The 19193-nt window shown below is 64.9% G+C and carries 19 protein-coding genes; 15 read left to right on the top strand and 4 right to left on the bottom strand.

Annotated elements, in window-relative coordinates; all coding sequences use genetic code 11:
- The first annotated feature begins 10 nt into the window (after nucleotides 1–10).
- The 3 genes from infB to rbfA are packed head-to-tail and all read left to right on the top strand — an operon-like array spanning nucleotide 11 to nucleotide 3585.
- Nucleotides 11–2593, top strand: a complete 2583-nt coding sequence (infB, locus tag ACSYDV_RS03100; protein ID WP_438322275.1) for a translation initiation factor IF-2 — start codon at nucleotides 11–13, stop codon at nucleotides 2591–2593.
- Between the two features lie 36 nt (nucleotides 2594–2629).
- Nucleotides 2630–3187 (top strand): DUF1697 domain-containing protein, encoded by a 558-nt coding sequence (locus tag ACSYDV_RS03095; RefSeq protein ID WP_438322274.1) that lies wholly within the window; start codon nucleotides 2630–2632, stop codon nucleotides 3185–3187.
- A complete protein-coding gene (gene rbfA, locus ACSYDV_RS03090) occupies nucleotides 3184–3585 on the top strand; it encodes a 30S ribosome-binding factor RbfA (protein ID WP_438322273.1) in 402 nt (133 codons plus the stop codon). Before ACSYDV_RS03095 ends, rbfA begins: the two co-directional genes overlap by 4 nt.
- Nucleotides 3586–3668: 83 nt before the next feature.
- Here rbfA and ACSYDV_RS03085 read toward each other — a convergent pair whose 3' ends face one another.
- A complete protein-coding gene (locus tag ACSYDV_RS03085) occupies nucleotides 3669–5084 on the bottom strand; it encodes a WS/DGAT/MGAT family O-acyltransferase (RefSeq protein WP_438322272.1) in 1416 nt (471 codons plus the stop codon).
- A gap of 216 nt (nucleotides 5085–5300) precedes the next feature.
- Here ACSYDV_RS03085 and ACSYDV_RS03080 point away from each other — a divergent pair, with 216 nt between their 5' ends.
- From ACSYDV_RS03080 to pnp, 6 genes are all read left to right on the top strand, one after another.
- On the top strand, nucleotides 5301–5903 hold the full coding sequence (locus tag ACSYDV_RS03080; RefSeq protein ID WP_438322271.1) for a thymidine kinase: 603 nt from the start codon (nucleotides 5301–5303) through the stop codon (nucleotides 5901–5903).
- The gene (locus ACSYDV_RS03075) at nucleotides 5896–6438 is read left to right on the top strand and encodes a GNAT family N-acetyltransferase (protein WP_438322270.1); all 543 of its coding nucleotides are present in this window, start codon (nucleotides 5896–5898) and stop codon (nucleotides 6436–6438) included. The genes ACSYDV_RS03080 and ACSYDV_RS03075 overlap by 8 nt, the downstream gene beginning before the upstream one ends.
- Before the next feature lie 57 nt (nucleotides 6439–6495).
- Entirely contained in the window at nucleotides 6496–6912 is a 417-nt protein-coding gene (locus tag ACSYDV_RS03070; protein ID WP_438322269.1) for a DUF6491 family protein, read from the top strand.
- Nucleotides 6913–6944: 32 nt separating this feature from the next.
- Nucleotides 6945–7847, top strand: a complete 903-nt coding sequence (gene truB, locus ACSYDV_RS03065) for a tRNA pseudouridine(55) synthase TruB (RefSeq protein WP_438322268.1) — start codon at nucleotides 6945–6947, stop codon at nucleotides 7845–7847.
- A gap of 26 nt (nucleotides 7848–7873) precedes the next feature.
- A complete protein-coding gene (rpsO, locus tag ACSYDV_RS03060) occupies nucleotides 7874–8143 on the top strand; it encodes a 30S ribosomal protein S15 (protein ID WP_088472857.1) in 270 nt (89 codons plus the stop codon).
- A 192-nt stretch (nucleotides 8144–8335) separates the two neighbouring features.
- Entirely contained in the window at nucleotides 8336–10648 is a 2313-nt protein-coding gene (pnp, locus tag ACSYDV_RS03055; RefSeq protein WP_438322267.1) for a polyribonucleotide nucleotidyltransferase, read from the top strand.
- A 111-nt stretch (nucleotides 10649–10759) separates the two neighbouring features.
- On the opposite strand, the gene ACSYDV_RS03050 is transcribed toward pnp, so the two are convergent.
- The 3 genes from ACSYDV_RS03050 to ACSYDV_RS03040 form a co-directional block, all read right to left on the bottom strand.
- Nucleotides 10760–11071 (bottom strand): TFIIB-type zinc ribbon-containing protein, encoded by a 312-nt coding sequence (locus tag ACSYDV_RS03050; protein ID WP_438322266.1) that lies wholly within the window; start codon nucleotides 11069–11071, stop codon nucleotides 10760–10762.
- A gap of 503 nt (nucleotides 11072–11574) precedes the next feature.
- A complete protein-coding gene (locus ACSYDV_RS03045) occupies nucleotides 11575–12108 on the bottom strand; it encodes an SRPBCC family protein (RefSeq protein ID WP_438322265.1) in 534 nt (177 codons plus the stop codon).
- 2 nt (nucleotides 12109–12110) lie between these two features.
- Complete coding sequence (locus tag ACSYDV_RS03040) at nucleotides 12111–12488, bottom strand: ArsR/SmtB family transcription factor (RefSeq protein WP_438322264.1); 378 nt, start codon at nucleotides 12486–12488, stop codon at nucleotides 12111–12113.
- A gap of 98 nt (nucleotides 12489–12586) precedes the next feature.
- On the opposite strand from ACSYDV_RS03040, the gene ACSYDV_RS03035 reads away from it, so the two are divergent.
- The 6 genes from ACSYDV_RS03035 to ligA all read left to right on the top strand — a co-directional run bounded on the left by ACSYDV_RS03035 (nucleotide 12587) and on the right by ligA (nucleotide 19134).
- Nucleotides 12587–13321, top strand: a complete 735-nt coding sequence (locus ACSYDV_RS03035) for a peptidylprolyl isomerase (RefSeq protein ID WP_438322263.1) — start codon at nucleotides 12587–12589, stop codon at nucleotides 13319–13321.
- An 82-nt stretch (nucleotides 13322–13403) separates the two neighbouring features.
- Nucleotides 13404–14198: an outer membrane protein assembly factor BamD gene (locus ACSYDV_RS03030; protein WP_438322262.1), complete on the top strand. Its 795-nt coding sequence runs from the start codon at nucleotides 13404–13406 to the stop codon at nucleotides 14196–14198.
- A gap of 47 nt (nucleotides 14199–14245) precedes the next feature.
- A complete protein-coding gene (gene recN / locus ACSYDV_RS03025) occupies nucleotides 14246–15916 on the top strand; it encodes a DNA repair protein RecN (protein WP_438322261.1) in 1671 nt (556 codons plus the stop codon).
- Nucleotides 15913–16599: a GNAT family N-acetyltransferase gene (locus ACSYDV_RS03020; protein ID WP_438322260.1), complete on the top strand. Its 687-nt coding sequence runs from the start codon at nucleotides 15913–15915 to the stop codon at nucleotides 16597–16599. Before recN ends, ACSYDV_RS03020 begins: the two co-directional genes overlap by 4 nt.
- Nucleotides 16596–16991 carry a putative quinol monooxygenase gene (locus tag ACSYDV_RS03015; RefSeq protein ID WP_438322259.1) on the top strand — a complete coding sequence of 132 codons (396 nt, stop codon included), beginning with the start codon at nucleotides 16596–16598 and terminating at the stop codon, nucleotides 16989–16991. Before ACSYDV_RS03020 ends, ACSYDV_RS03015 begins: the two co-directional genes overlap by 4 nt.
- Nucleotide 16992: 1 nt before the next feature.
- Nucleotides 16993–19134 carry an NAD-dependent DNA ligase LigA gene (gene ligA, locus ACSYDV_RS03010; RefSeq protein ID WP_438322258.1) on the top strand — a complete coding sequence of 714 codons (2142 nt, stop codon included), beginning with the start codon at nucleotides 16993–16995 and terminating at the stop codon, nucleotides 19132–19134.
- Nucleotides 19135–19193: the final 59 nt, after the last annotated feature.

The raw sequence follows: 19193 nt of genomic DNA, 5'->3' as shown, positions 1-19193 counted from the left end.
ATGGTTTTCGATGAGTGACGAACAGGACAAGCCGACGCTGACCCGCAAGCCGCTGGGGCTCAAGCGGACGGTCGAATCGGGCCAGGTGCAGCAGCAATTCAGCCACGGCCGTCGCAATACGGTGGTGGTTGAGGTGAAGCGTCGCCGCGTGCTCGGCCGTCCCGGCGAAGCCGCTGCTCCCGAAACGGAAGAGGTCGAGGTCGCTCCGGCGCCCGCGCCCGCTCCGGTGGCTGCCCCCGTTGCCCCGCCGCCGCCGAGGCCGGCACCGCCGCCGCGCGCCAGCGAGGCGAACAGCCTGATGTCGCGTCAGGAGCGTCAGGCCCAGTTGCTGCGCGAGGCCGAGGAATCGCGCATGAACGCGCTCGAGGAAACGCGCCGCCGCGAAGAGGCCGCGCGCGCCCGTGCGATTGAAGAAGAAAAGGCTCGCGCCGCCGAAAAGGCTGCGCCGGCGCCTGTTGCTGCGCCGGAACCGGTCGCGCCTGTGGCTGCGCCCGCCGCCGAACCCGTGGCCGCTGCCCCGGCTCCCGCTGCCAAAGCGGAAAGCACGGCTGCGCCTGCTCCCGCAACCCCCGCTGCGGCGCCGCGCGCGACGACCGCTGCCGCACCCGCGCCGCGCCGTTTCACGCCCGTTGCGGCACCGCCGCGCCCCGAACCCAAGCGCCCCGAGCCGAAGGCAACCCGTGGCGGCGACAGCCGCCGCCAGTCGGGCAAGCTGACCGTCACGCGCGCGCTGAACGAGGATGAAGGCGCACGTGCGCGCAGTCTCGCGGCGCTGAAGCGCGCCCGCGAAAAGGAAAAGCGTTCGCACATGACGTCGTCGGGCCCGCGCGAGAAGCAGGTCCGCGAAGTCGTCGTGCCCGAAAGCATCACGGTTCAGGAACTCGCCAACCGCATGGCGGAAAAGACCAACGACCTGATCAAGGCGTTGTTCAAAATGGGCGTTCCGTCGGCCAGTACCGACACGATCGATCAGGACACCGCAGAACTGCTCGTCACCGAATTCGGGCACGAGATCATCCGCGTCAGCGAAGGCGATGTCGACATCCGCCACGACGAGGATATCGACGATGCCGAGCATCTGAAGCCGCGCGCGCCGGTCGTCACGATCATGGGTCACGTCGATCACGGCAAGACGTCGTTGCTCGACGCGCTGCGCGGTGCCAATGTCGTTGCGGGCGAAGCCGGTGGCATCACCCAGCATATCGGCGCCTATCAGGTCGCAACCCCCGATGGCAGCATCGTCACTTTCCTCGACACTCCGGGCCACGAAGCCTTTACCGAGATGCGTCAGCGCGGTGCCAATGTCACCGACATCGTCATTCTGGTGGTCGCGGCCGACGACGGGCTGAAGCCGCAGTCGATCGAGGCGATCAAGCATGCGAAGGCGGCCGGCGTGCCGATCATTGTCGCGATCAACAAGGTCGACAAGGAAGGCGCCAATCCGCAGCGCGTCCGCGAACGCCTGCTCGAACATGAGCTGGTGGTCGAGGAAATGGGCGGCGACGTCCAGAATGTCGAAGTGTCGGCGCTCAAGAAGACCGGTCTCGACAAGCTGCTCGAAGCGATTGCGATGCAGGCCGAGATCATGGAGCTCAAGGCCAATCCCGACCGCGCCGCCGAAGGCACGGTGATCGAGGCCAAGCTCGACAAGGGCCGCGGCCCGGTGGCGACGATCCTCGTCCGCCGCGGGACGCTGAAGGTCGGCGACATCTTCGTCTGCGGTGCCGAAAGCGGCCGCGTTCGTGCGCTGATCGACGATCAGGGCAAGCAGATCAAAACCGCCACGCCGTCGATGCCGGTCGAAGTGCTGGGTCTGGGCGGCGTTCCGATGGCGGGCGACACGCTCACCGTCGTCGAGAATGAAGCCCGTGCCCGCGAAGTCGCGACCTATCGTCAGGAACAGGCAACGCGCAAGCGTACCGTCCAGGCGCCGGTCAGCCTCGAAGGCATGTTCGAGGCGCTCGCCGACAAGGCCAACGTCATCCAGTATCCGGTGATCATCAAGGGCGACGTGCAGGGTTCGGTCGAGGCGATCGTCAATGCGCTGAACAAGCTGTCGACCGACGAGATCCGCGTCCGCGTGCTTCAGTCGGGCGCCGGCGCGATCACCGAAAGCGACGTGACGCTGGCGGCGGCGACGAAGGCGCCGATCATCGGCTTCAACGTCCGTCCGAACGCCAAGGCGCGCGATATTGCGAAGCGCGAAAAAGTGCGCTTCATGTATCATGACGTCATCTATCACCTGACCGACGAGATCCGGAAGGAAATGGCGGGCGAGCTGGGCCCCGAACGGATCGAAACCGTCGTCGGCCGCGCTGAGGTCAAGGATGTGTTCCCTGCCGGCAAGCGCGACAAGGCCGCGGGTCTGCTCGTGCTCGAAGGTGTCATCCGCAAGGGGCTCCATGCGCGTCTCACGCGGGCCGATGTCATCGTCTCGGCGACGACCATCGCCTCGCTGCGCCGCTTCAAGGACGACGTCGCCGAAGTGCGCGCCGGTCTGGAATGCGGTGTCGTGCTGTCGGATACCAACGACATCAAGGCGGGTGATAACCTCGAAGTCTTCGAAGTCGAACTGCGCGACCGGACGCTGTAAAAGGCGTCCGCTCCGCGCGGATCAGGAGGCGCCAGCATGGCTCGCTATGTGGCATTGTTCGGCAGCATCAATGTCGGTGGAAACCGGCTGAAGATGGCCGACCTGCGCGCGGCGTTCGAGGCCGAGGATTTCACCTCGGTCGAGACCGTCGTCGCGAGCGGCAATGTCCTGTTCGACCATGATGCGCGGCCGACGCGCGGGCTCGAAGAGAAATTGACGTTGATGGTCGACGAGCGGTTCGACATGACCGCCGCCGCGCTGGTGCGCAGCCGCGACGAGCTGGCCGCCGCGATCGCCGACAACCCGTTTGCAGGGACGAATGAGGACAAGTTCGTCCACACGATGTTCCTCGACGGGCAGCCGACGCAGGCGCAATTCGATGCGCTGGTCGCCGATCACAAAGGGCGCGGCAACGAGAAGCTGGCGCTGGGCGACCGCGCGCTGTTCATCGATTTCGGCGACGGGGTGGCCGACAGCAAGCTGACCGGCGCGTGGATCGAAAGGCGGCTGGGGTGCAAGGGCACCGCGCGCAACATGCGTTCGATCGCACGGATCGTCGCAAAACTGGACGAAGAGGCAAAGGACGCCCGATGAAAACCGAAAAGGAAAAAGGCCCCACGGTCCGGTCGCTCCGCGTTGGCGAGCAGGTGCGCCATATCCTGTCCGAAATCCTCGCGCGCGGCGATGTGCATGACGATCTTCTGGCCAAACATCCGGTCAGCGTCACCGAAGTGCGCATGTCGTCCGACCTGCGCCATGCGACGGTGTTCGTGAAATCGCTGCTGGGCCGGGAAGAGGAGGCGGTGCTGAAGGCGCTGCGCACCAACACCGCGTGGCTGCAAAAAAGCGTCGCCGAGAAAATGACGATGAAATATGCCGCGAAGCTGAAATTCCTGTCGGACGAAAGCTTCGACGAGGCGAGCCACATCGACAAATTGCTGCGCGACCCGAAGGTGGCGCGCGATCTGGGCGAGCGGGACGAGGGCGAATAACTGTCGTCGCCCCCGCGCAGGCGGGGGCCGTTATCGGCGAAGTGCAAGGTTGCCAGCGGCCCCCGCCTGCGCGGGGGCGACGCTTATTTCTTGATCCCCGCCGCCTGCTCCAGTTCGACCAGCGCTTCCTCCAGATAGTCGATCATCCGCTGGGCATGCGGCACGCTTTTCCGGCACGCGGTGATGCCGAAATCGATATTCTTGTTGTTCGAGACCTGCGTGATGTTCATCGCCATGCCATCGACCGGGATGCTCGCGGGATACATGCCGTCGAGCCGCGCGCCGTTCCAGTACATCTGCTCGCGCGGCCCCGGGACATTTGAAATCGTTACCGAATAAGCGGGAAAACGATCGGCGGTTCGGGTGAGCGCGGTCAGCATCATCGGAAAGCTGGTGATCGCGGTGTAGAGCTGAATCTGTCCGGCGGTCATCGCGCGCAGCTGCGCCTTTGCCGAGTTCATCGATGCCTGGATCGTCGCCATCCGCTCGGCGGGGTCGTCGATATGCGTCGCGAGATTGGCGGTCACCGATGCGACCGAATTGCCCGAATCGACATCGCCTTTGGGACGGATCGAGACCGGCGCCATGGCCTTGAGCGGCTTGTCGGGCAGCTCGTTGAGCGATTGCAGATATTTGCGCATCGCCCCCGCGCACATGCCAAGCACCGCGTCGTTGATCGTTCCGTCGTAGGCCTTGCCCATCGCGCGGACGCGCTCGAGCGACCAGCTTTGCGCGACGAAGCGGCGCGCCCCGGTGATGTTGCGGTTGAAGCTGGTGCGCGGAACGCCGCTGAAGGGGGTGGTCAGCCCGTCGCCGCCCATCCCGAACATCGCCGCGACATATTGGTTGAGCGCTTTCGTCACTCCGACGCTGTTGCCCCATTGCTCCTTCAGGAAATCGCCGATGGCCTTGATATCGGTCAGGCTGGGGCGCGGCGGCTTTTTCGCCATGGGGAATTGCCGTTTATAGGCTTCATAGGCCTCGACCGAGAGCGGTGAGAAGTTGCGCCGCTCCTTGGGGTCGGCGGACAGCATCGAATTATAGAAATGAATGCTCGCCGCGCCGTCCATCAGCGCGTGATGCACTTTCTTGAAGGTCGCGATCTGCCGGTTGGGCAGGCCCGAGATCAGCGTGATTTCCCACAGGGGGCGGGTGCGGTCGAGCAAGCCCGAATGAAGGCGGGAGGCGAGTTCGAACATCTCGCGATAGCGCCCGGGCTTGGGCAGCGCGGCCGCCCGGACATGATAGTGCATGTCGATGTCGCGGTCGGGTTCGAGGCGGATCGGGCCATATTGGCCGAACGGGGTCAGCTTGAGCCGCTCGCTGAACGGGCGTCTGAGGCCTTCCGATTGCCGCAACAGTGCGAGCTGTTCGTTCAGCCAATCGGTTTCATCGACATCGTCGGGCAGGGTGTAGAGGTTGATGCCGCCGATATGCATCGGCATTTCGCGGCTTTCGCCCACAAGGAACATTGCGTCGCTCACCGGCATCAAGCGCATGTGGCAGCTCTCCCCACTATTTGTGCTGCGTCTGTTAGGGATAGCATGACAGCGGCAGTGGCCGAGTCAAGCGGCCTCCCCTCTCTTCGTCACCCCGGACCCTTCGACAAGCTCAGGACAGGCTTGATCCGGGGTCCCGCTCTCTGGCGTCTGAAAAGCGGGACCCCGGATCAAGTCCGGGGTGACGAGCATGGGTGGACAGGTTATCGCACACCCATGGCCAAGCTATATTTCTATTATGCCAGCATGAACGCGGGCAAATCGACGACGCTGTTGCAGGCGGATTTCAACTATCGCGAGCGCGGCATGGAAACGATGTTGTGGACCGCCGCGCTCGACGATCGTTACGGCGTGGGGCAGGTGACGAGTCGTATCGGACTGATGGCCGAGGCGCACAAGTTCGATCCCGACAGCGACCTGTGGGCAGCGGTGAATGCCGAACATGCCGAGCGCCCGCTCGCCTGCGTCCTCGTCGACGAAGCGCAGTTCCTGACCCGCGAACAGGTGCTGGGACTCGCGCGGCTGGCCGACGAGGCGGACATTCCGGTGCTCTGCTATGGCCTTCGCACCGATTTCTCGGCCGAGCTTTTCCCCGGATCGGCGGCGTTGCTGGGTATCGCCGATGCGCTCGTCGAGCTGAAAGCGGTGTGTGAATGCGGCCGCAAGGCAACGATGAACCTTCGCGTCGATGAACAGGGCCGCGCGGTGGTCGCGGGCGCGCAGACCGAGATTGGCGGCAACGATCGCTATGTTGCGATGTGCCGCCGGCATTTCATGCAGAAACGGCGCGAGACCGCCGAGGGGTCGATCGATGCTTGACCGTCTTTATGTCGAACTCGCCGACGGCGACCTGAATCTCGTCAAGCTTACCGAGGCGCACCGCGATGCGCTGCGCGCGGTCTGTGCCGCCGACGCCGACATCTGGACGATCTATTCGTCGAGCTTCGATCCCGATCATTTCGACGCGAGCTTTGATGTGCTGACCGGGACGGGCGGGCGCATGCCCTATGCGATCATGGACGGCGACACGCTTGTCGGCATGACCGCCTGGCTACGCCCCGACGTCTCGGCGCAGGCGGTCGAGATTGGCAACAGCTTCATCCATCCCGATCATCGCGGTACCGGATTCAACGGCCGGGTGAAGCGATTGATGATCGATCATGCTTTCGCATCGGGTATCCGCCGCATCGAATTCCGCATCGACGAGCGCAACAAGCGGAGTCAGGCGGCGGTCGCGAAGCTCGGCTGCACCAAGGAAGGCGTATTGCGTTCGGAGCGGATCATCTGGACCGGTTATGTCCGCGACACCGGGCTCTGGTCGCTGCTCGCCGACGAATGGGCTGCCCGCGGATGAACGCAGCCTAACAAGGGGGTCAGTGCCGGTTCAGTCCCGTTTTGCTAAGGATCGTGCATGAAAAAGACACTATCCATCCTGCTCGCAGCCGCGCTGCTTCCCTTGGGTGCCGCCGCCGCAGAACCGGCCAAGGCTGAACGCGCGCTGGGCGTTGAATCGAGCATCGTCTTTCCGAGCGACAGTTCGATCCGCAACTGGCGCGCCGACCGCGATCGAGGCATCTGGATTCAGGACCGCCGTGGCGACTGGTATTATGGCACTTTCGCCGGATTCTGCCGCGACCTCGATTTCGCGCAGGTGATCGGGGTCGATACGCGCGGTATCTCAAGGCTCGACCGCTTTGCGTCGATCGTCGTGCGCGGTGAGCGCTGCCAGCTGAGCTCCTTCGTTACCTCGGCCCCGCCGCCGACGAAGAAGGAGAGGGCGGCCGCGCGGAAGGCGGCCGAAGCCGCAAAGACACCCGCGCAAAATTGACAAGCGGCATGTCCGGGCCGTAGCGGCGCGGCATGAACGGCTGGATCATCTTCGACAAACCTTTGGGGCTCGGCTCGACGCAGGCGGTCGGCGCGGTGAAGCGCGTGTGCCGCGAGGCGGGGCTGGGCAAGGTCAAGGTCGGCCATGGCGGGACGCTTGATCCGCTCGCGTCCGGTGTGCTGCCGATCGCGCTGGGTGAAGCGACGAAGCTGTGCGGGCGGATGCTCGATGCGAGCAAAATCTATGATTTCACCATAAAATTCGGCGTCCAGACCGACGGGCTCGATGCCGAGGGCGAGGTCGTCGCGACGAGCGATGTGCGGCCGACGCTGACCGATGTCGCGGCGGTGCTGCCGCGTTTCACCGGGCCGATCGAGCAGGTGCCGCCGGCTTTTTCGGCGATCAAGGTTGACGGTCAGCGCGCCTATGATCTCGCGCGCAAGGGCGAGGTCGTCGAGATGAAGCCGCGGAGCGTGACGATCCACTCCCTTCGTCATGCCGGGGACCCGGAAAGTGGAGAGGGCCCGCTCGAATCGGTCACCCTCACCGCCCATGTCTCCAAGGGCACCTATATCCGCTCCCTCGCGCGTGACATCGCGCATGCGGTCGGCAGCGTCGGGCATGTCATAATGCTGCGGCGCACCAAGGCGGGGCCGTTCGGGCTTGAACAGGCGATTTCGCTGGACAAATTGAACGCTTTCGGCCAAGGCGCCGCCCAATCAGATTTCATTCTGCCGCTTGAGGCAGGGCTGGTCGACATCCCGGCTCTGAACCTTTCCCCGGAAGCGGTGGGGGCGATCCGCCAGGGTCGCGTCTGGACCGGGGTAAGCACGGACGACGGGCTCTATTGGGGACGGGACAGCGATATGCGTCCCATCGCCCTGATCGAGGCTTTGGCGGGAACGCTGAAGGTCGTGCGCGGCTTCAATCTTTAATTCAGGATGTTCGAAGGAAAAAATATATGTCGATTACCGCCGAGCGCAAAACCGAAGTCATCAACGACAATGCCCGCGCAAAGGGCGATACCGGTTCGCCGGAAGTCCAGGTCGCCATCCTGACCGATCGCATCAACACGCTGACCGATCACTTCAAGGCGCACCACAAGGACAACCACAGCCGCCGCGGCCTCCTGATGATGGTCAACAAGCGTCGCAGCTTGCTCGACTATCTGAAGAAGAAGGACGAGGGCCGTTATCAGGCTCTCATCGCGAAGCTGGGCCTTCGTAAGTAAGAGATTTTCAGCGGCCCCGGATTTCCGGGGCCGCTGTCATATTGGCGTCCGCAAAATGGGGCGCCAAACGGGCTCTCCCGCATCCGGCGGGACCGCCATTGGGGCAGACAGACGCCCCGTACCGCCCCGGGTCGGATTACCCGGAACTAGAGGCCCCGCCCGGCATCGGGCCCGGCGGGCGAAGGAAATCTCATGTTTGACGTGAAAAAAGTATCGATCGAGTGGGGCGGTGAAACGCTGACCCTCGAAACGGGCAAGGTTGCCCGTCAGGCCGACGGCGCCGTCATGGCGACGCTGGGCGAAACGGTTGTCCTGTGCGCCGTCACCGCCGCAAAGAAGGTCAAGGAGGGGCAGGACTTCTTCCCGCTCACCGTCCATTATCAGGAAAAATATTCGGCCGCGGGACGCATCCCCGGCGGCTTCTTCAAGCGCGAGCGCGGCGCGACCGAAAAGGAAACGCTGGTTTCCCGCCTGATCGATCGCCCGATCCGTCCGCTGTTCCCCGAAGGTTTCTATAACGAAATCAATGCAATCGCTCAGGTTCTGAGCTATGATGGCCATAACGAGCCCGACATTCTGGCGCTCGTCGCCGCGTCGGCCGCGATGACGATTTCGGGCGTTCCCTTCATGGGCCCGATCGGCGCCGCGCGCGTCGGCTATATCGATGGCGAATATATCCTGAACCCGACCGATGCGCAGGTTGCCGAAGGCGACCTCGATCTGGTTGTCGCCGCGACCTATGACGCCGTGATGATGGTCGAATCCGAAGCCAACGAGCTGTCGGAAGAGGTCATGCTGGGCGCTGTCCTGTTCGCGCATGATGCGTGCAAGGAAGTCGTGAAGGCGATCGTCAAGCTTGCCGAACAGGCTGCCAAGGAGCCTTGGGCGATGGCCGAACAGGCCGATCTGACCGCCGCCAAGGACAAGCTGAAGAAGCTGATCGGCAAGGATATCGCCGCCGCTTACAAGCTGACCGACAAGTCGGCGCGTTCGAACGCGCTGAACGAAGCGCGCGGCAAGGCCAAGGAAGCTTTCGCCGATGCCGCTCCGCAGGATCAACTCGCCGCGTCCAAGCTGGTCAAGAAGCTGGAAGCCGAAATCGTTCGCGGCGCCATCCTGAAGGACGGCAAGCGCATCGACGGCCGCAAGACGACGGAAATCCGTCAGATCGTTGCCGAAACGCACTTCCTGCCCCGCGCACATGGTTCGGCGCTGTTCACCCGCGGTGAAACGCAGACGATTGCCACGGCAACGCTCGGCACCAAGGAAAGCGAACAGATGGTCGATGGCCTGAATGGCCTGTCGTACCAGAACTTCATGCTCCACTATAACTTCCCGCCCTATTCGGTCGGTGAAGTCGGCCGCTTCGGCGCGCCGGGCCGCCGCGAAGTCGGTCATGGCAAGCTCGCATGGCGTGCGCTGCACCCCGTGCTGCCGACGAAGGACGAGTTCCCCTACACGATCCGCCTCACCAGCGACATCACCGAGTCGAACGGGTCGTCGTCGATGGCGTCGGTCTGCGGCGGTTCGCTCGCGATGATGGACGCCGGCGTGCCGATCAAGCGCCCCGTTTCGGGCATCGCAATGGGCCTGATCCTCGAAGGCAAGGATTATGCGATCCTGTCGGACATCCTTGGTGACGAAGATCATCTCGGCGACATGGATTTCAAGGTGGCCGGTACGTCCGAAGGCATCACCACGATGCAGATGGACATCAAGATCGCGGGCATCACGCGCGAGATCTTCGAAGCCGCTCTGAATCAGGCCAAGGAAGGCCGTGCACACATCCTCGGCGAAATGGCCAAGGCGCTCGGCGAAACCCGCAGCGAACTGTCGGCGCACGCGCCGCGTATCGAGACGATGCAGATCGACAAGTCGAAGATCCGCGACATCATCGGTACCGGCGGCAAGGTGATCCGCGAGATCGTCGCGACCACCGGCGCCAAGGTAGACATCGACGACGAAGGGCTGATCAAGATTTCGTCGAGCGATCCGTCGCAAATCGAAGCCGCGCGCGCGTGGATTTCGGGCATCGTAGAGGAAGCCGAAGTCGGAAAAATCTATGACGGCAAGGTCGTCAACCTCGTCGATTTCGGCGCGTTCGTGAATTTCATGGGCGGCAAGGACGGTCTCGTCCACGTCAGCGAAATCGCCAACGAGCGCGTCGAGAAGGTCGCCGACGTCCTGAGCGAAGGCCAGGAAGTCAAGGTCAAGGTGCTCGAGATCGACCAGCGCGGCAAGGTTCGCCTGTCGATGCGCGTCGTCAATCAGGAAACCGGCGAAGAGCTGGAAGACACGCGCCCGCCGCGTGAACCCCGCGAACCGCGCGGCGACCGTGGCCCCCGCCGTGACGGCGGTGACCGTGGCGATCGCGGCCCGCGTGGGGGCGGTGGCGGCCGTGACCGCGGTCCGCGTCGCGACGGCGGCGGCGATCGCGGCCCCCGCCGCGAGCGCAACGACGGTCCGGAAGACCAGGGCCATGTGCCCGACTTCCTGAAGGACTAAGTCGTCCGCTATCGGATAAAAGAAAGGGGCCGCGAAAGCGGCCCCTTTTTTATGCGTTGGGAAACGATGACAAGTGTGACGGGGCCGATCAAACCGGCCCCGTCTGACAGCCTAGTCGAACAATTCTTCCAGAAAGGATTTGCGGCGCTTCGGATACCCTTTGTGATATCCTTTATGATGTCCTTGGTGCTCCTGACCCCAGGCCGGGGGCGGGGCGCTTTGCGGATAGCGCTGTTGCGGCGGCGGGGCTGACGGCGCCGGTTCGGCGGTGACGCTGCGCTCGATGATCTTGTCGAGTTCGCCGCGATCGAGCCATACGCCGCGGCATTGCGGACAATAGTCGATCTCGACGCCCTGCCGGTCGCTCATCGACAGCGGCACTTTGCAGACGGGACAGGGCATGCCCACGGCGGGGCCGCTCATCGCGCGATCCTCCCGCTGGCCGGGCGAAACCGATTGCCGGGTTCCTGCCCGCGGGCAGAGGCGAAAAATAGATGCGACATCACATAGACTCCGGGTTTTGATCCAACCGGGGTATCGACGTGGCTTGGGAAGCATATAGGTCGAGCCAACATCGAGTATCCCCGATGCGGTCCGACATCACGATCGATGCGATCGTCAGAGGGGCCCGGCCCGCAACCCTGAAATAAGCTCTGCGCGCGCAAATTCAATGGCAGGATTATGATGGGGTGTCCGATTGCGTGCATAGCGGCGGGGGAGGGCGCGAATGACCGTTACGGGGTGGGGAGCAGACGTTGGCCAAGGCGTCGCCCCCGCGAAGGCGGGGGCCGCGGGCAACCTTACGCTACGCCGATAGCGGCCCCCGCCTTCGCGGGGGCGACGGACCAAGTACGTCAACAACCGGTCGTTCCCGACACCGGAAGAGGCCGCTTCCGTCGCCTCTTCCCGATCCGATTCCGGCAGGCTCAGCCGAACAGCCGCTCGGCATAGGCGCTGCGCAACTGCTCAAAATTATTCCAGTGCGGTATCGGTGTCGTGCCGCGCAGCCGTGCCTCCAGCACATCGACATGCGCGTGCCAGCCCGCGCTGACATTGAGCAGCACCGAAGGGTCCTCGACGCGCTTGTGGACGATCGTCAGCAGCACCTCATCGCCTTTTTCCACGAGCGTGAAGGTTACGCCGCCGGTGCTGCCCCAGCTGATCGACAGCAGGCGGGGTGCGTCGATCGCGATGACCTCGCACGTCATGCGATGCTCGTCGCCAAAGCCTTCGGGGCGCGTGCCCGGCGGGTCGGTCAATTCGTCGTTGCGCCAGACGAGATCGATCGGCACGCCGACTTTTTCCTCCATTGCGCCCGCAGCAAGCCACAGGCGGCGGAGTTCGCTGTCGGTGAGCCAGGACCAGATGCGGGTGATCGGGCCGGGGAGCAGGCGCTCGATCGTCAGCGTCGCGGGTTCGGTCAACAGGCCGTAATTGTCGGCGGCAAGGGACGTGCTCATCGTCATTCTCCTTTTCTCGGGCGGAGGGGCTTTTCCGGGGGAGAGGGGGCGACATCCTCGGCGCGGAGCAGCTGTTCGAGGGTGTCGAGGCGATCGGTCCAGAAGCGGCGGTACATGCCGAGCCATTGGTCGGCGCTCGCGAGCGGCACGGGTTCGAGGCTGCAATGATGCGTCCGCCCGCGGACGTCGCGGCGGACCAGTCCGGCCTTTTCCAGAACCTTGATATGTTTCGACGCCGCCGCGAGCGACATGGCGAAAGGTTCGGCGAGCTCGCCGACCGTGCGTTCACCCGCCGCAAGCTCGCCCAGCATCGCGCGGCGCGTGGCATCGCCGAGTGCGTGGAAGATCGTGTCGAGTGTTTGCGAATCATGTTCAACCATGTGGTTTAATATGAAGCATTCCGGGATATTGTCAACCATATGGTTTAATTATGCGCGCGGACTCGCCAGCGGACGCCTTTTCCGCTTATGCTCGGGTCATGTTGACCATCGTCTTGCCCGCGCTCGCCCTGACCGCCGCCGTAGCGGCCCAACCCGCACCGCCCCCGACGCCGCAGACGCGTCCGGCGCCGACCCTGGCGCCGCCGCCACCTCCGCCGGCCTTGCCGGTGCCGTCCAAGCCCGATGCGCCTGACGCCCCCGACACGCGGCCCTATGTCGCCCTCACCACCGACCTTGGCACCATCACCGTGCGGCTGGAGGACAAGCGCGCGCCGGTCACCGCGAAAAATTTCCTGCGCTATGTCGATGCAAAGCGGATGGACGGGTTTCAATTTTATCGCTCGACGCGCAGCTGGGGGCCCGCGAATATGCTGATCCAGGCGGGCAATCGCGGCGATCCGCGCCTCAACTTTCCTCCGATCGCGCATGAGCCGACCAACGTCACCGGCCTCACCAACTGCAAGGGCGCGCTGTCGATGGCGCGGCTGGCGCCCGGCGATGCGACGAGCGACTTCTTTTTGCTGCTCAGCGAAATCAAGGGTTTCGATGCCGACCCCAAGCTGGGCGGCGACAATGCAGGCTTTGCCGTGTTCGGCGAAATCGTCGCGGGCGGCGAGGTGGCGGAAAAAATCTATGCCGCTCCGGTGTCCGAAACGCTGGGGGAAGGGGTGATGAAGGGTCAGATGCTGGCGCCGATGGTGACGATCAAGACCGCGCGCCGCGTACCCGCCCCTGCCGGTGCGCCGACGGGCTGTATCGTCAAGGCGCCGTGAATTTCCAGCGGGCCGGCGCCCGACCTCAGAAAAGCGCGATCATTTATTTTGCGTTCATCCGCGCTGTGGCTATACCGCCCGCATGACTCAGCGCTCCTCCTCGCGTGCCATGGCGCGCCTGCTCGCCGCCACCCTAGTGATCACGCCGCTTTTGGCGGCCTGCGGCGGGGGTGCCGGCGTCAAGAAAGACACGCGTTATGTCGCGCGCGACGTCAACACGCTGTATCGTGCGGCGCAGGATCGGCTCAATCAGGGCAATTACCGGATCGCCGCCGCGCTGTTCGACGAGGTCGAGCGCCAGCACCCCTATTCGCCCTGGGCACGCCGCGCGCAGCTGATGAGCAGCTTTTCCTATTATATGGACCGCGAATATACCCCGGCGATCGAATCGGCGCAGCGCTTCCTTGCGATCCATCCGGGCAACAAAGACGCGGCCTATGCCTATTATCTGATCGGGCTCAGCTATTATGAGCAGATCAGCGACGTCACCCGCGACCAGAAAATCACCCAGCAGGCGTCGAACGCGCTCGGCGAAGTGATCCGCCGCTATCCCGACAGCCGCTATGCCGCCGACGCGCGGCTCAAGGTCGATCTGGTACAGGATCACCTCGCGGGCAAGGAGATGGAGATCGGGCGTTTCTATCAGCGCAGCTCCAACTGGCTCGCCGCGTCGATCCGCTTTCGCGAAGTGACGCAGAAGTTCCAGACCACCAGCCACACGCCCGAGGCGCTCTATCGCCTGACCGAATGCTATCTGGCGCTGGGCATCCCCGAAGAGGCGAAGAAATCGGCTGCGGTTCTGGGCGCCAACTATCCGGGCACCAAATGGTACGACCGTGCCTATAAGCTGATGCAGAAGCACGCGCCGACCGCCTGATTTCGCCGGGAATAGATTCGCGCTTTGTTCTGCGGTAAGGACGCGCTGTGCTGACCGCTCTGTCCATTGCCAATATCGTTCTGATCGAACGGCTCGACCTCGATTTCGAGGCCGGGCTGGGCGTGCTGACGGGCGAGACCGGCGCGGGCAAGTCGATCCTGCTCGATGCGCTTGGCCTCGCGCTCGGCATGCGCGCCGACAATGCGCTGGTGCGGCAGGGGTGCGACAAGGCGCAGGTGACGGCAAGCTTTGCGCCGCCCGTCGCCGGAACGCCGCTCGCCGCGCTGCTCGCCGAAAATGACGTCGCGCTGGAGCCGGGCGAACCGCTGCTGATCCGCCGAGCGCTGAAAGCCGATGGTGGCAGCCGCGCCTTCCTGAACGATCAGCCCTGCTCGGCGGCGCTGCTCCGCGAAGTCGGAAGCTATCTTGTCGAAATCCACGGCCAGCATGACGATCGCGGCCTGCTCGCGCCCGCCGGCCACCGCGCGCTGCTCGACACTTACGCTCGCGCCGATACCGCCGGGGTGGCGGCCGCCCACGCCGCGTGGCGCGGCGCCGAGGAAGCGCTGGCGGCGGCGCGCAGCGCGCTGGCCGAGGCCGAGCGCGATCGCGAATGGCTGATGCATTGCGTCGCCGAACTCCAGACGCTGAACCCGCAACCGGGCGAAGAGGAAGAACTCGCCGAAGCGCGCGCGGTGATGCAAAAGGGCGAGAAGATCGCCGGCGACCTCGGCGCGATCATGACCGCGTTCGAGGGCAGCGAAAGCGGCCCCGCTCAGCTGCGCGGCGCGGCGCGGCGGCTCGACCGGCTGGCGGGCGACCATCCGCTGCTCGCCGAAGCACTTGCAGGGCTCGACCGCGCGATCATCGAGGCCGACGAGGCTGAGGCGCGGTTGCACGAAGCGGCGCGCGCGATGGAATATGACCCCGAACGGCTCGAGGCGACCGAGACGCGGCTGTTCGAACTGCGGGCGATGGCGCGCAAGCATGGGTGCCAGCCTGATGCGCTCGCCGAACTGACGGGTGACATGGCGGCGCGGCTCGATGCCATCGAAGGTGGGAGCGCCGGGCTCGCAAAGCTTGAGCACGCGGTGGCGGAAACCGCCGCAGCCTATACCCATGCCGCGACCGCGCTCTCCGACCTCCGCGCCAAGGCCGCCGTCCGGCTGGATGCCGCAGTGGCGGGCGAACTGGTGCCGCTCAAGCTCGACGCCGCGCGTTTCCAGACCCTCGTCGAGCGCCTGCCCGCCGAACGGTGGGGTGCCGACGGCATGGACCGCATCGAGTTTCTCATTTCCACCAACCCCGGCGCGCCGTTCGCACCGCTCGCAAAGATCGCATCGGGCGGTGAATTGTCGCGCTTCATCCTCGCGCTCAAGGTGGCGCTTGCCGAAGAGGGCGGTGCAGACACGATCATCTTCGACGAAATCGATCGCGGTGTCGGCGGCGCGGTGGCGAGCGCGATCGGCGAACGGCTGGCGCGCCTGGCGGGCGCAGGCAAGCAATTGCTCGCGGTCACCCACAGCCCGCAGGTCGCCGCCAAGGGCGCCGCGCATTTCGTCATCGCCAAGTCGAGCGAAGGCATTGTCACCCGCACCAGCGTTCACGCACTTTCCGAAGCCGGCCGCCGCGAGGAAATCGCGCGTATGCTGTCGGGCGCCGAAGTCACCGACGAAGCGCGCGCGCAGGCGAAGCGCTTGCTGGAGGTCGCGGCATGAGCGATGCTCACCCCCTCGACCGTCCCGTCTGGAATATGCTCACCGGCCGGCAGGCGCATATCGCGGAGGGCGGCGCCCGCGCTGTGCGGATCGATCGCGGCTATGGACCGTTCGGCGCCGCCGCCGATCAGAGCGCCGAGGCGCAGGCTGCGCTCGCGGCGCTGATCCCCGATGAGGGCGAGCTATGGATCGTCGAGGACGCGCCCTGGCCGGTTCCGGCTGGCGCGCGCGAGATCAAACGCGCGGTGCTGGCACAGATGGTCGCCGAAGGCCCGCCGCCCGAACCGCGCGCGAACGACCCCGAAATCATCGCGCTCACCGACGCCGACGTCGCCGAAATGGCCGCGCTCGCCGACCATGCGAAGCCCGGCCCATGGGGGTCGAAGACGCATCTCTACGGCCCTTTCTTCGGGGTTCGCGAGGACGGCCGCCTCCTCGCCATGGCGGGGCAGCGCATGTTGATGCCCGGGATGGCCGAGGTCAGCGGGGTGTCGACCTGGGCCGATTGCCGTGGGCGAGGGCTCGCGCGCGCGCTGATCGGCCATGTCATGCGCGCGATGGTGACGCGCGGCGAACAACCGTTTTTGCACAGCTATGCCGACAATGAAGGCGCGATTGCGCTCTATGAAACACTCGGCTTCCGCCTCCGGCGGGAGGTGCATGTGCTGGTGATCGCGCGGTGATCGACCGGCGTCAGCATCTGACATCGCTGTTCGCGATGGCGGCCATGCTTTTCCCTGTGGGCAAGCTGAACGCGCTGGAGGCGCAGATGGAAGAAATAATTCCCGAATATGGCCTGATCGGTCAGATGATTGCACAGCCCGGCCAACGCGCCGCGCTTGCGGCTATCCTGACCGAGGGAACCGATGCGATGCCGGGCAATTTCGGCTATCTGGTGGGCGAGGATAGCGCCAATCCCGATGCGCTGTGGATCGTCGAGATATGGCGGGACAAGGAAGCCCATGCGGCGTCGCTGACGCTGCCTGCGGTTCAGGCCGCGATCGCCCGAGGCCGCCCGCTGATCGCGGGCTTCGGAACGCGCGCGGAATTCAAGCCGGTGGCGAAGCAGGATTGACATGACCGACGTCTCGCAGATTTCCGAAGCCGCCGCCGCCAATGAACTGATGCGGCTGGCGAAACAGATCGCCCATCACAACAAGCGCTATCATGCCGAGGACGCGCCCGAAATTTCGGACGCCGACTATGACGCGCTCGTCCGGCGCAACAATGAACTTGAGGCGGCTTTCCCGCATCTGGTCCGCGCCGACAGCCCTAACAATCTGGTCGGTGCGGCGGTTGAGGCGTCGCCGCTCTCGAAGATCACCCACGCCCAGCGGATGATGAGCCTCGACAACGCGTTCAATGGTGAGGATGTCGCCGAATTTGCGGCGCGGGTGCGGCGGTTCCTCAACTTGGCCGAGGACGCCCCGGTTGCGCTGACCGCCGAGGACAAGATCGACGGCTTGTCCTGTTCGCTGCGCTATGAAAAGGGCATTCTGGTTCAGGCGGCGACGCGCGGCGACGGCAGTGTGGGTGAGGATGTGACGCCGAATGTGCGGACGATTGCCGACATTCCGCAGCAGTTGAAAGGCGATGTGCCCGAAATCTTCGAGATTCGCGGCGAAGTCTTTATGGCGAAGGAGGATTTTGCCGCGCTCAACGCGCGCCTGCTCGCCGAGGCGGACGATCCCGAGAAGGCGCGCCAGTTCGCCAATCCGCGCAATGCCGCTGCTGGATCGCTGCGCCAAAAGGATGCCAGCGTCACCGCCGCGCGTCCGCTGCGCTTCCTTGCGCACGGCTGGGGCGAAGTCAGCGCCGTTCCCGCCGCGACGCAATATGAGATGATGCGGCTGATCGAAAGCTGGGGTGTCCCCGTGTCGCCGCTGCTCGCGCGCTTCGAAAGCGTCGAGGCCGTACTCGCCCATTATGCCGCGATCGAGCGCCAGCGCGCCGAACTGCCCTATGATATCGACGGCGTCGTCTACAAGGTCGACAGCCTTGCATGGCAGCAGCGCCTCGGCTTCGTCGCCAAGGCGCCGCGCTGGGCCATCGCGCATAAATTCCCCGCCGAACGCGCGCAGACTACGCTCGAATCGATCGACATTCAGGTCGGGCGCACCGGTAAGCTGACCCCGGTCGGGCGGCTTGTCCCGGTGACCGTCGGCGGCGTCGTGGTGTCGAACGTCACGCTCCACAACCGCGACGAGATCGGCCGCCTTGGCGTGCGTCCGGGCGACCGCGTCGTCGTCCAGCGTGCCGGCGACGTCATCCCGCAGGTCGTCGAAAATCTGACCCGCGACGAAGACCGCGCGCCCTATATCTTTCCCGATCATTGCCCCGAGTGCGGCAGCGAAGCCGTGGCCGAAGAGGGCGAGGTCGACGTGCGTTGCACCGGGGGTCTCATCTGCGGCGCACAGAAATTCGAGCGCCTCCGCCACTTCGTGAGCCGCGGCGCGCTCGACATCGAGGGGCTGGGTGAGAAGAGCATTGCCGAATTTATCGAGGCCGGCTGGTTGAACGGCCCCGCCGACATCTATCGCCTGAAGAACCACCGCGCCGAACTGCTGACGCGTGAGGGATGGAAGGAAAAGTCGGTCGACAATCTCTTCGCTGCGATCGAGGCGAAGCGTTCGCCTGACGCGGCGCGGTTGCTCTTCGGGCTTGGCATCCGTCATATCGGCGCGGTGACCGCGCGCGACCTGCTCAAGGGGCTCGGCGATATCACGCGACTTCCGGGCAAGGCGGCCGAGATGCAGGCCTGGCTCGACGCCAACCCGCGCGCGGAGGGCGAATCCGACGGCAAATATATGGCGCGCAAGATGGAGGCGATCAAAGCGATCCTCGAAGTTCGCGCCGACGGGATCGGCCCGGCGGTCGCCGAGGCGCTCGGTGATTTCTTCCACGAACCGCACAATCGCGCGCTGTGGGACGATCTTCTCTCCGAGGTCTCGCCGCCGCTCTATGTGGTCGAAACGCGCGCCAGCGAAGTGTCAGGAATGACGGTGGTGTTCACCGGAAAGCTCGAGACGATGAGCCGCGACGAGGCGAAAGCGCAGGCCGAGGCGCTGGGCGCCAAGGCGGCCGGGAGCGTCAGTGCGAAGACCGATTTGCTCGTCGCCGGGCCGGGTGCGGGATCGAAGCTGAAGCAGGCGAGCGCGCTTGGCATCCGGGTGATCGACGAAGCCGAATGGGCAGAGATTGTCGCGGCGGCGGGATAATAAGGACGGTGCGCCTCGTCACAGGCGCGGGGTAAGACAACCACTATCCTCGTCACCCC

It is taken from the genome of Sphingopyxis selenitireducens, assembly GCF_051550705.1.
Lineage (GTDB): Bacteria > Pseudomonadota > Alphaproteobacteria > Sphingomonadales > Sphingomonadaceae > Sphingopyxis.
The sequence above is the reverse complement of the archived record's forward strand: the minus strand, read 5'-3'. Positions and strand labels throughout refer to the sequence as shown.

Coding starts and splice junctions, on each gene's coding strand:
- infB (WP_438322275.1), top strand. CDS start 11: ATGAGTGACGAACAGGACAAGCCGACGCTGACCCGCAAGCCGCTGGGG.
- ACSYDV_RS03070 (WP_438322269.1), top strand. CDS start 6,496: ATGAAAAAGACACTATCCATCCTGCTCGCAGCCGCGCTGCTTCCCTTG.
- ACSYDV_RS03045 (WP_438322265.1), bottom strand. CDS start 12,108: ATGAGCACGTCCCTTGCCGCCGACAATTACGGCCTGTTGACCGAACCC.
- ACSYDV_RS03095 (WP_438322274.1), top strand. CDS start 2,630: ATGGCTCGCTATGTGGCATTGTTCGGCAGCATCAATGTCGGTGGAAAC.
- ACSYDV_RS03035 (WP_438322263.1), top strand. CDS start 12,587: ATGTTGACCATCGTCTTGCCCGCGCTCGCCCTGACCGCCGCCGTAGCG.
- rbfA (WP_438322273.1), top strand. CDS start 3,184: ATGAAAACCGAAAAGGAAAAAGGCCCCACGGTCCGGTCGCTCCGCGTT.
- pnp (WP_438322267.1), top strand. CDS start 8,336: ATGTTTGACGTGAAAAAAGTATCGATCGAGTGGGGCGGTGAAACGCTG.
- rpsO (WP_088472857.1), top strand. CDS start 7,874: ATGTCGATTACCGCCGAGCGCAAAACCGAAGTCATCAACGACAATGCC.
- ACSYDV_RS03040 (WP_438322264.1), bottom strand. CDS start 12,488: ATGGTTGAACATGATTCGCAAACACTCGACACGATCTTCCACGCACTC.
- ACSYDV_RS03050 (WP_438322266.1), bottom strand. CDS start 11,071: ATGAGCGGCCCCGCCGTGGGCATGCCCTGTCCCGTCTGCAAAGTGCCG.
- ACSYDV_RS03020 (WP_438322260.1), top strand. CDS start 15,913: ATGAGCGATGCTCACCCCCTCGACCGTCCCGTCTGGAATATGCTCACC.
- ACSYDV_RS03085 (WP_438322272.1), bottom strand. CDS start 5,084: ATGCGCTTGATGCCGGTGAGCGACGCAATGTTCCTTGTGGGCGAAAGC.
- ACSYDV_RS03080 (WP_438322271.1), top strand. CDS start 5,301: ATGGCCAAGCTATATTTCTATTATGCCAGCATGAACGCGGGCAAATCG.
- ACSYDV_RS03030 (WP_438322262.1), top strand. CDS start 13,404: ATGACTCAGCGCTCCTCCTCGCGTGCCATGGCGCGCCTGCTCGCCGCC.
- truB (WP_438322268.1), top strand. CDS start 6,945: ATGAACGGCTGGATCATCTTCGACAAACCTTTGGGGCTCGGCTCGACG.
- ligA (WP_438322258.1), top strand. CDS start 16,993: ATGACCGACGTCTCGCAGATTTCCGAAGCCGCCGCCGCCAATGAACTG.
- ACSYDV_RS03075 (WP_438322270.1), top strand. CDS start 5,896: ATGCTTGACCGTCTTTATGTCGAACTCGCCGACGGCGACCTGAATCTC.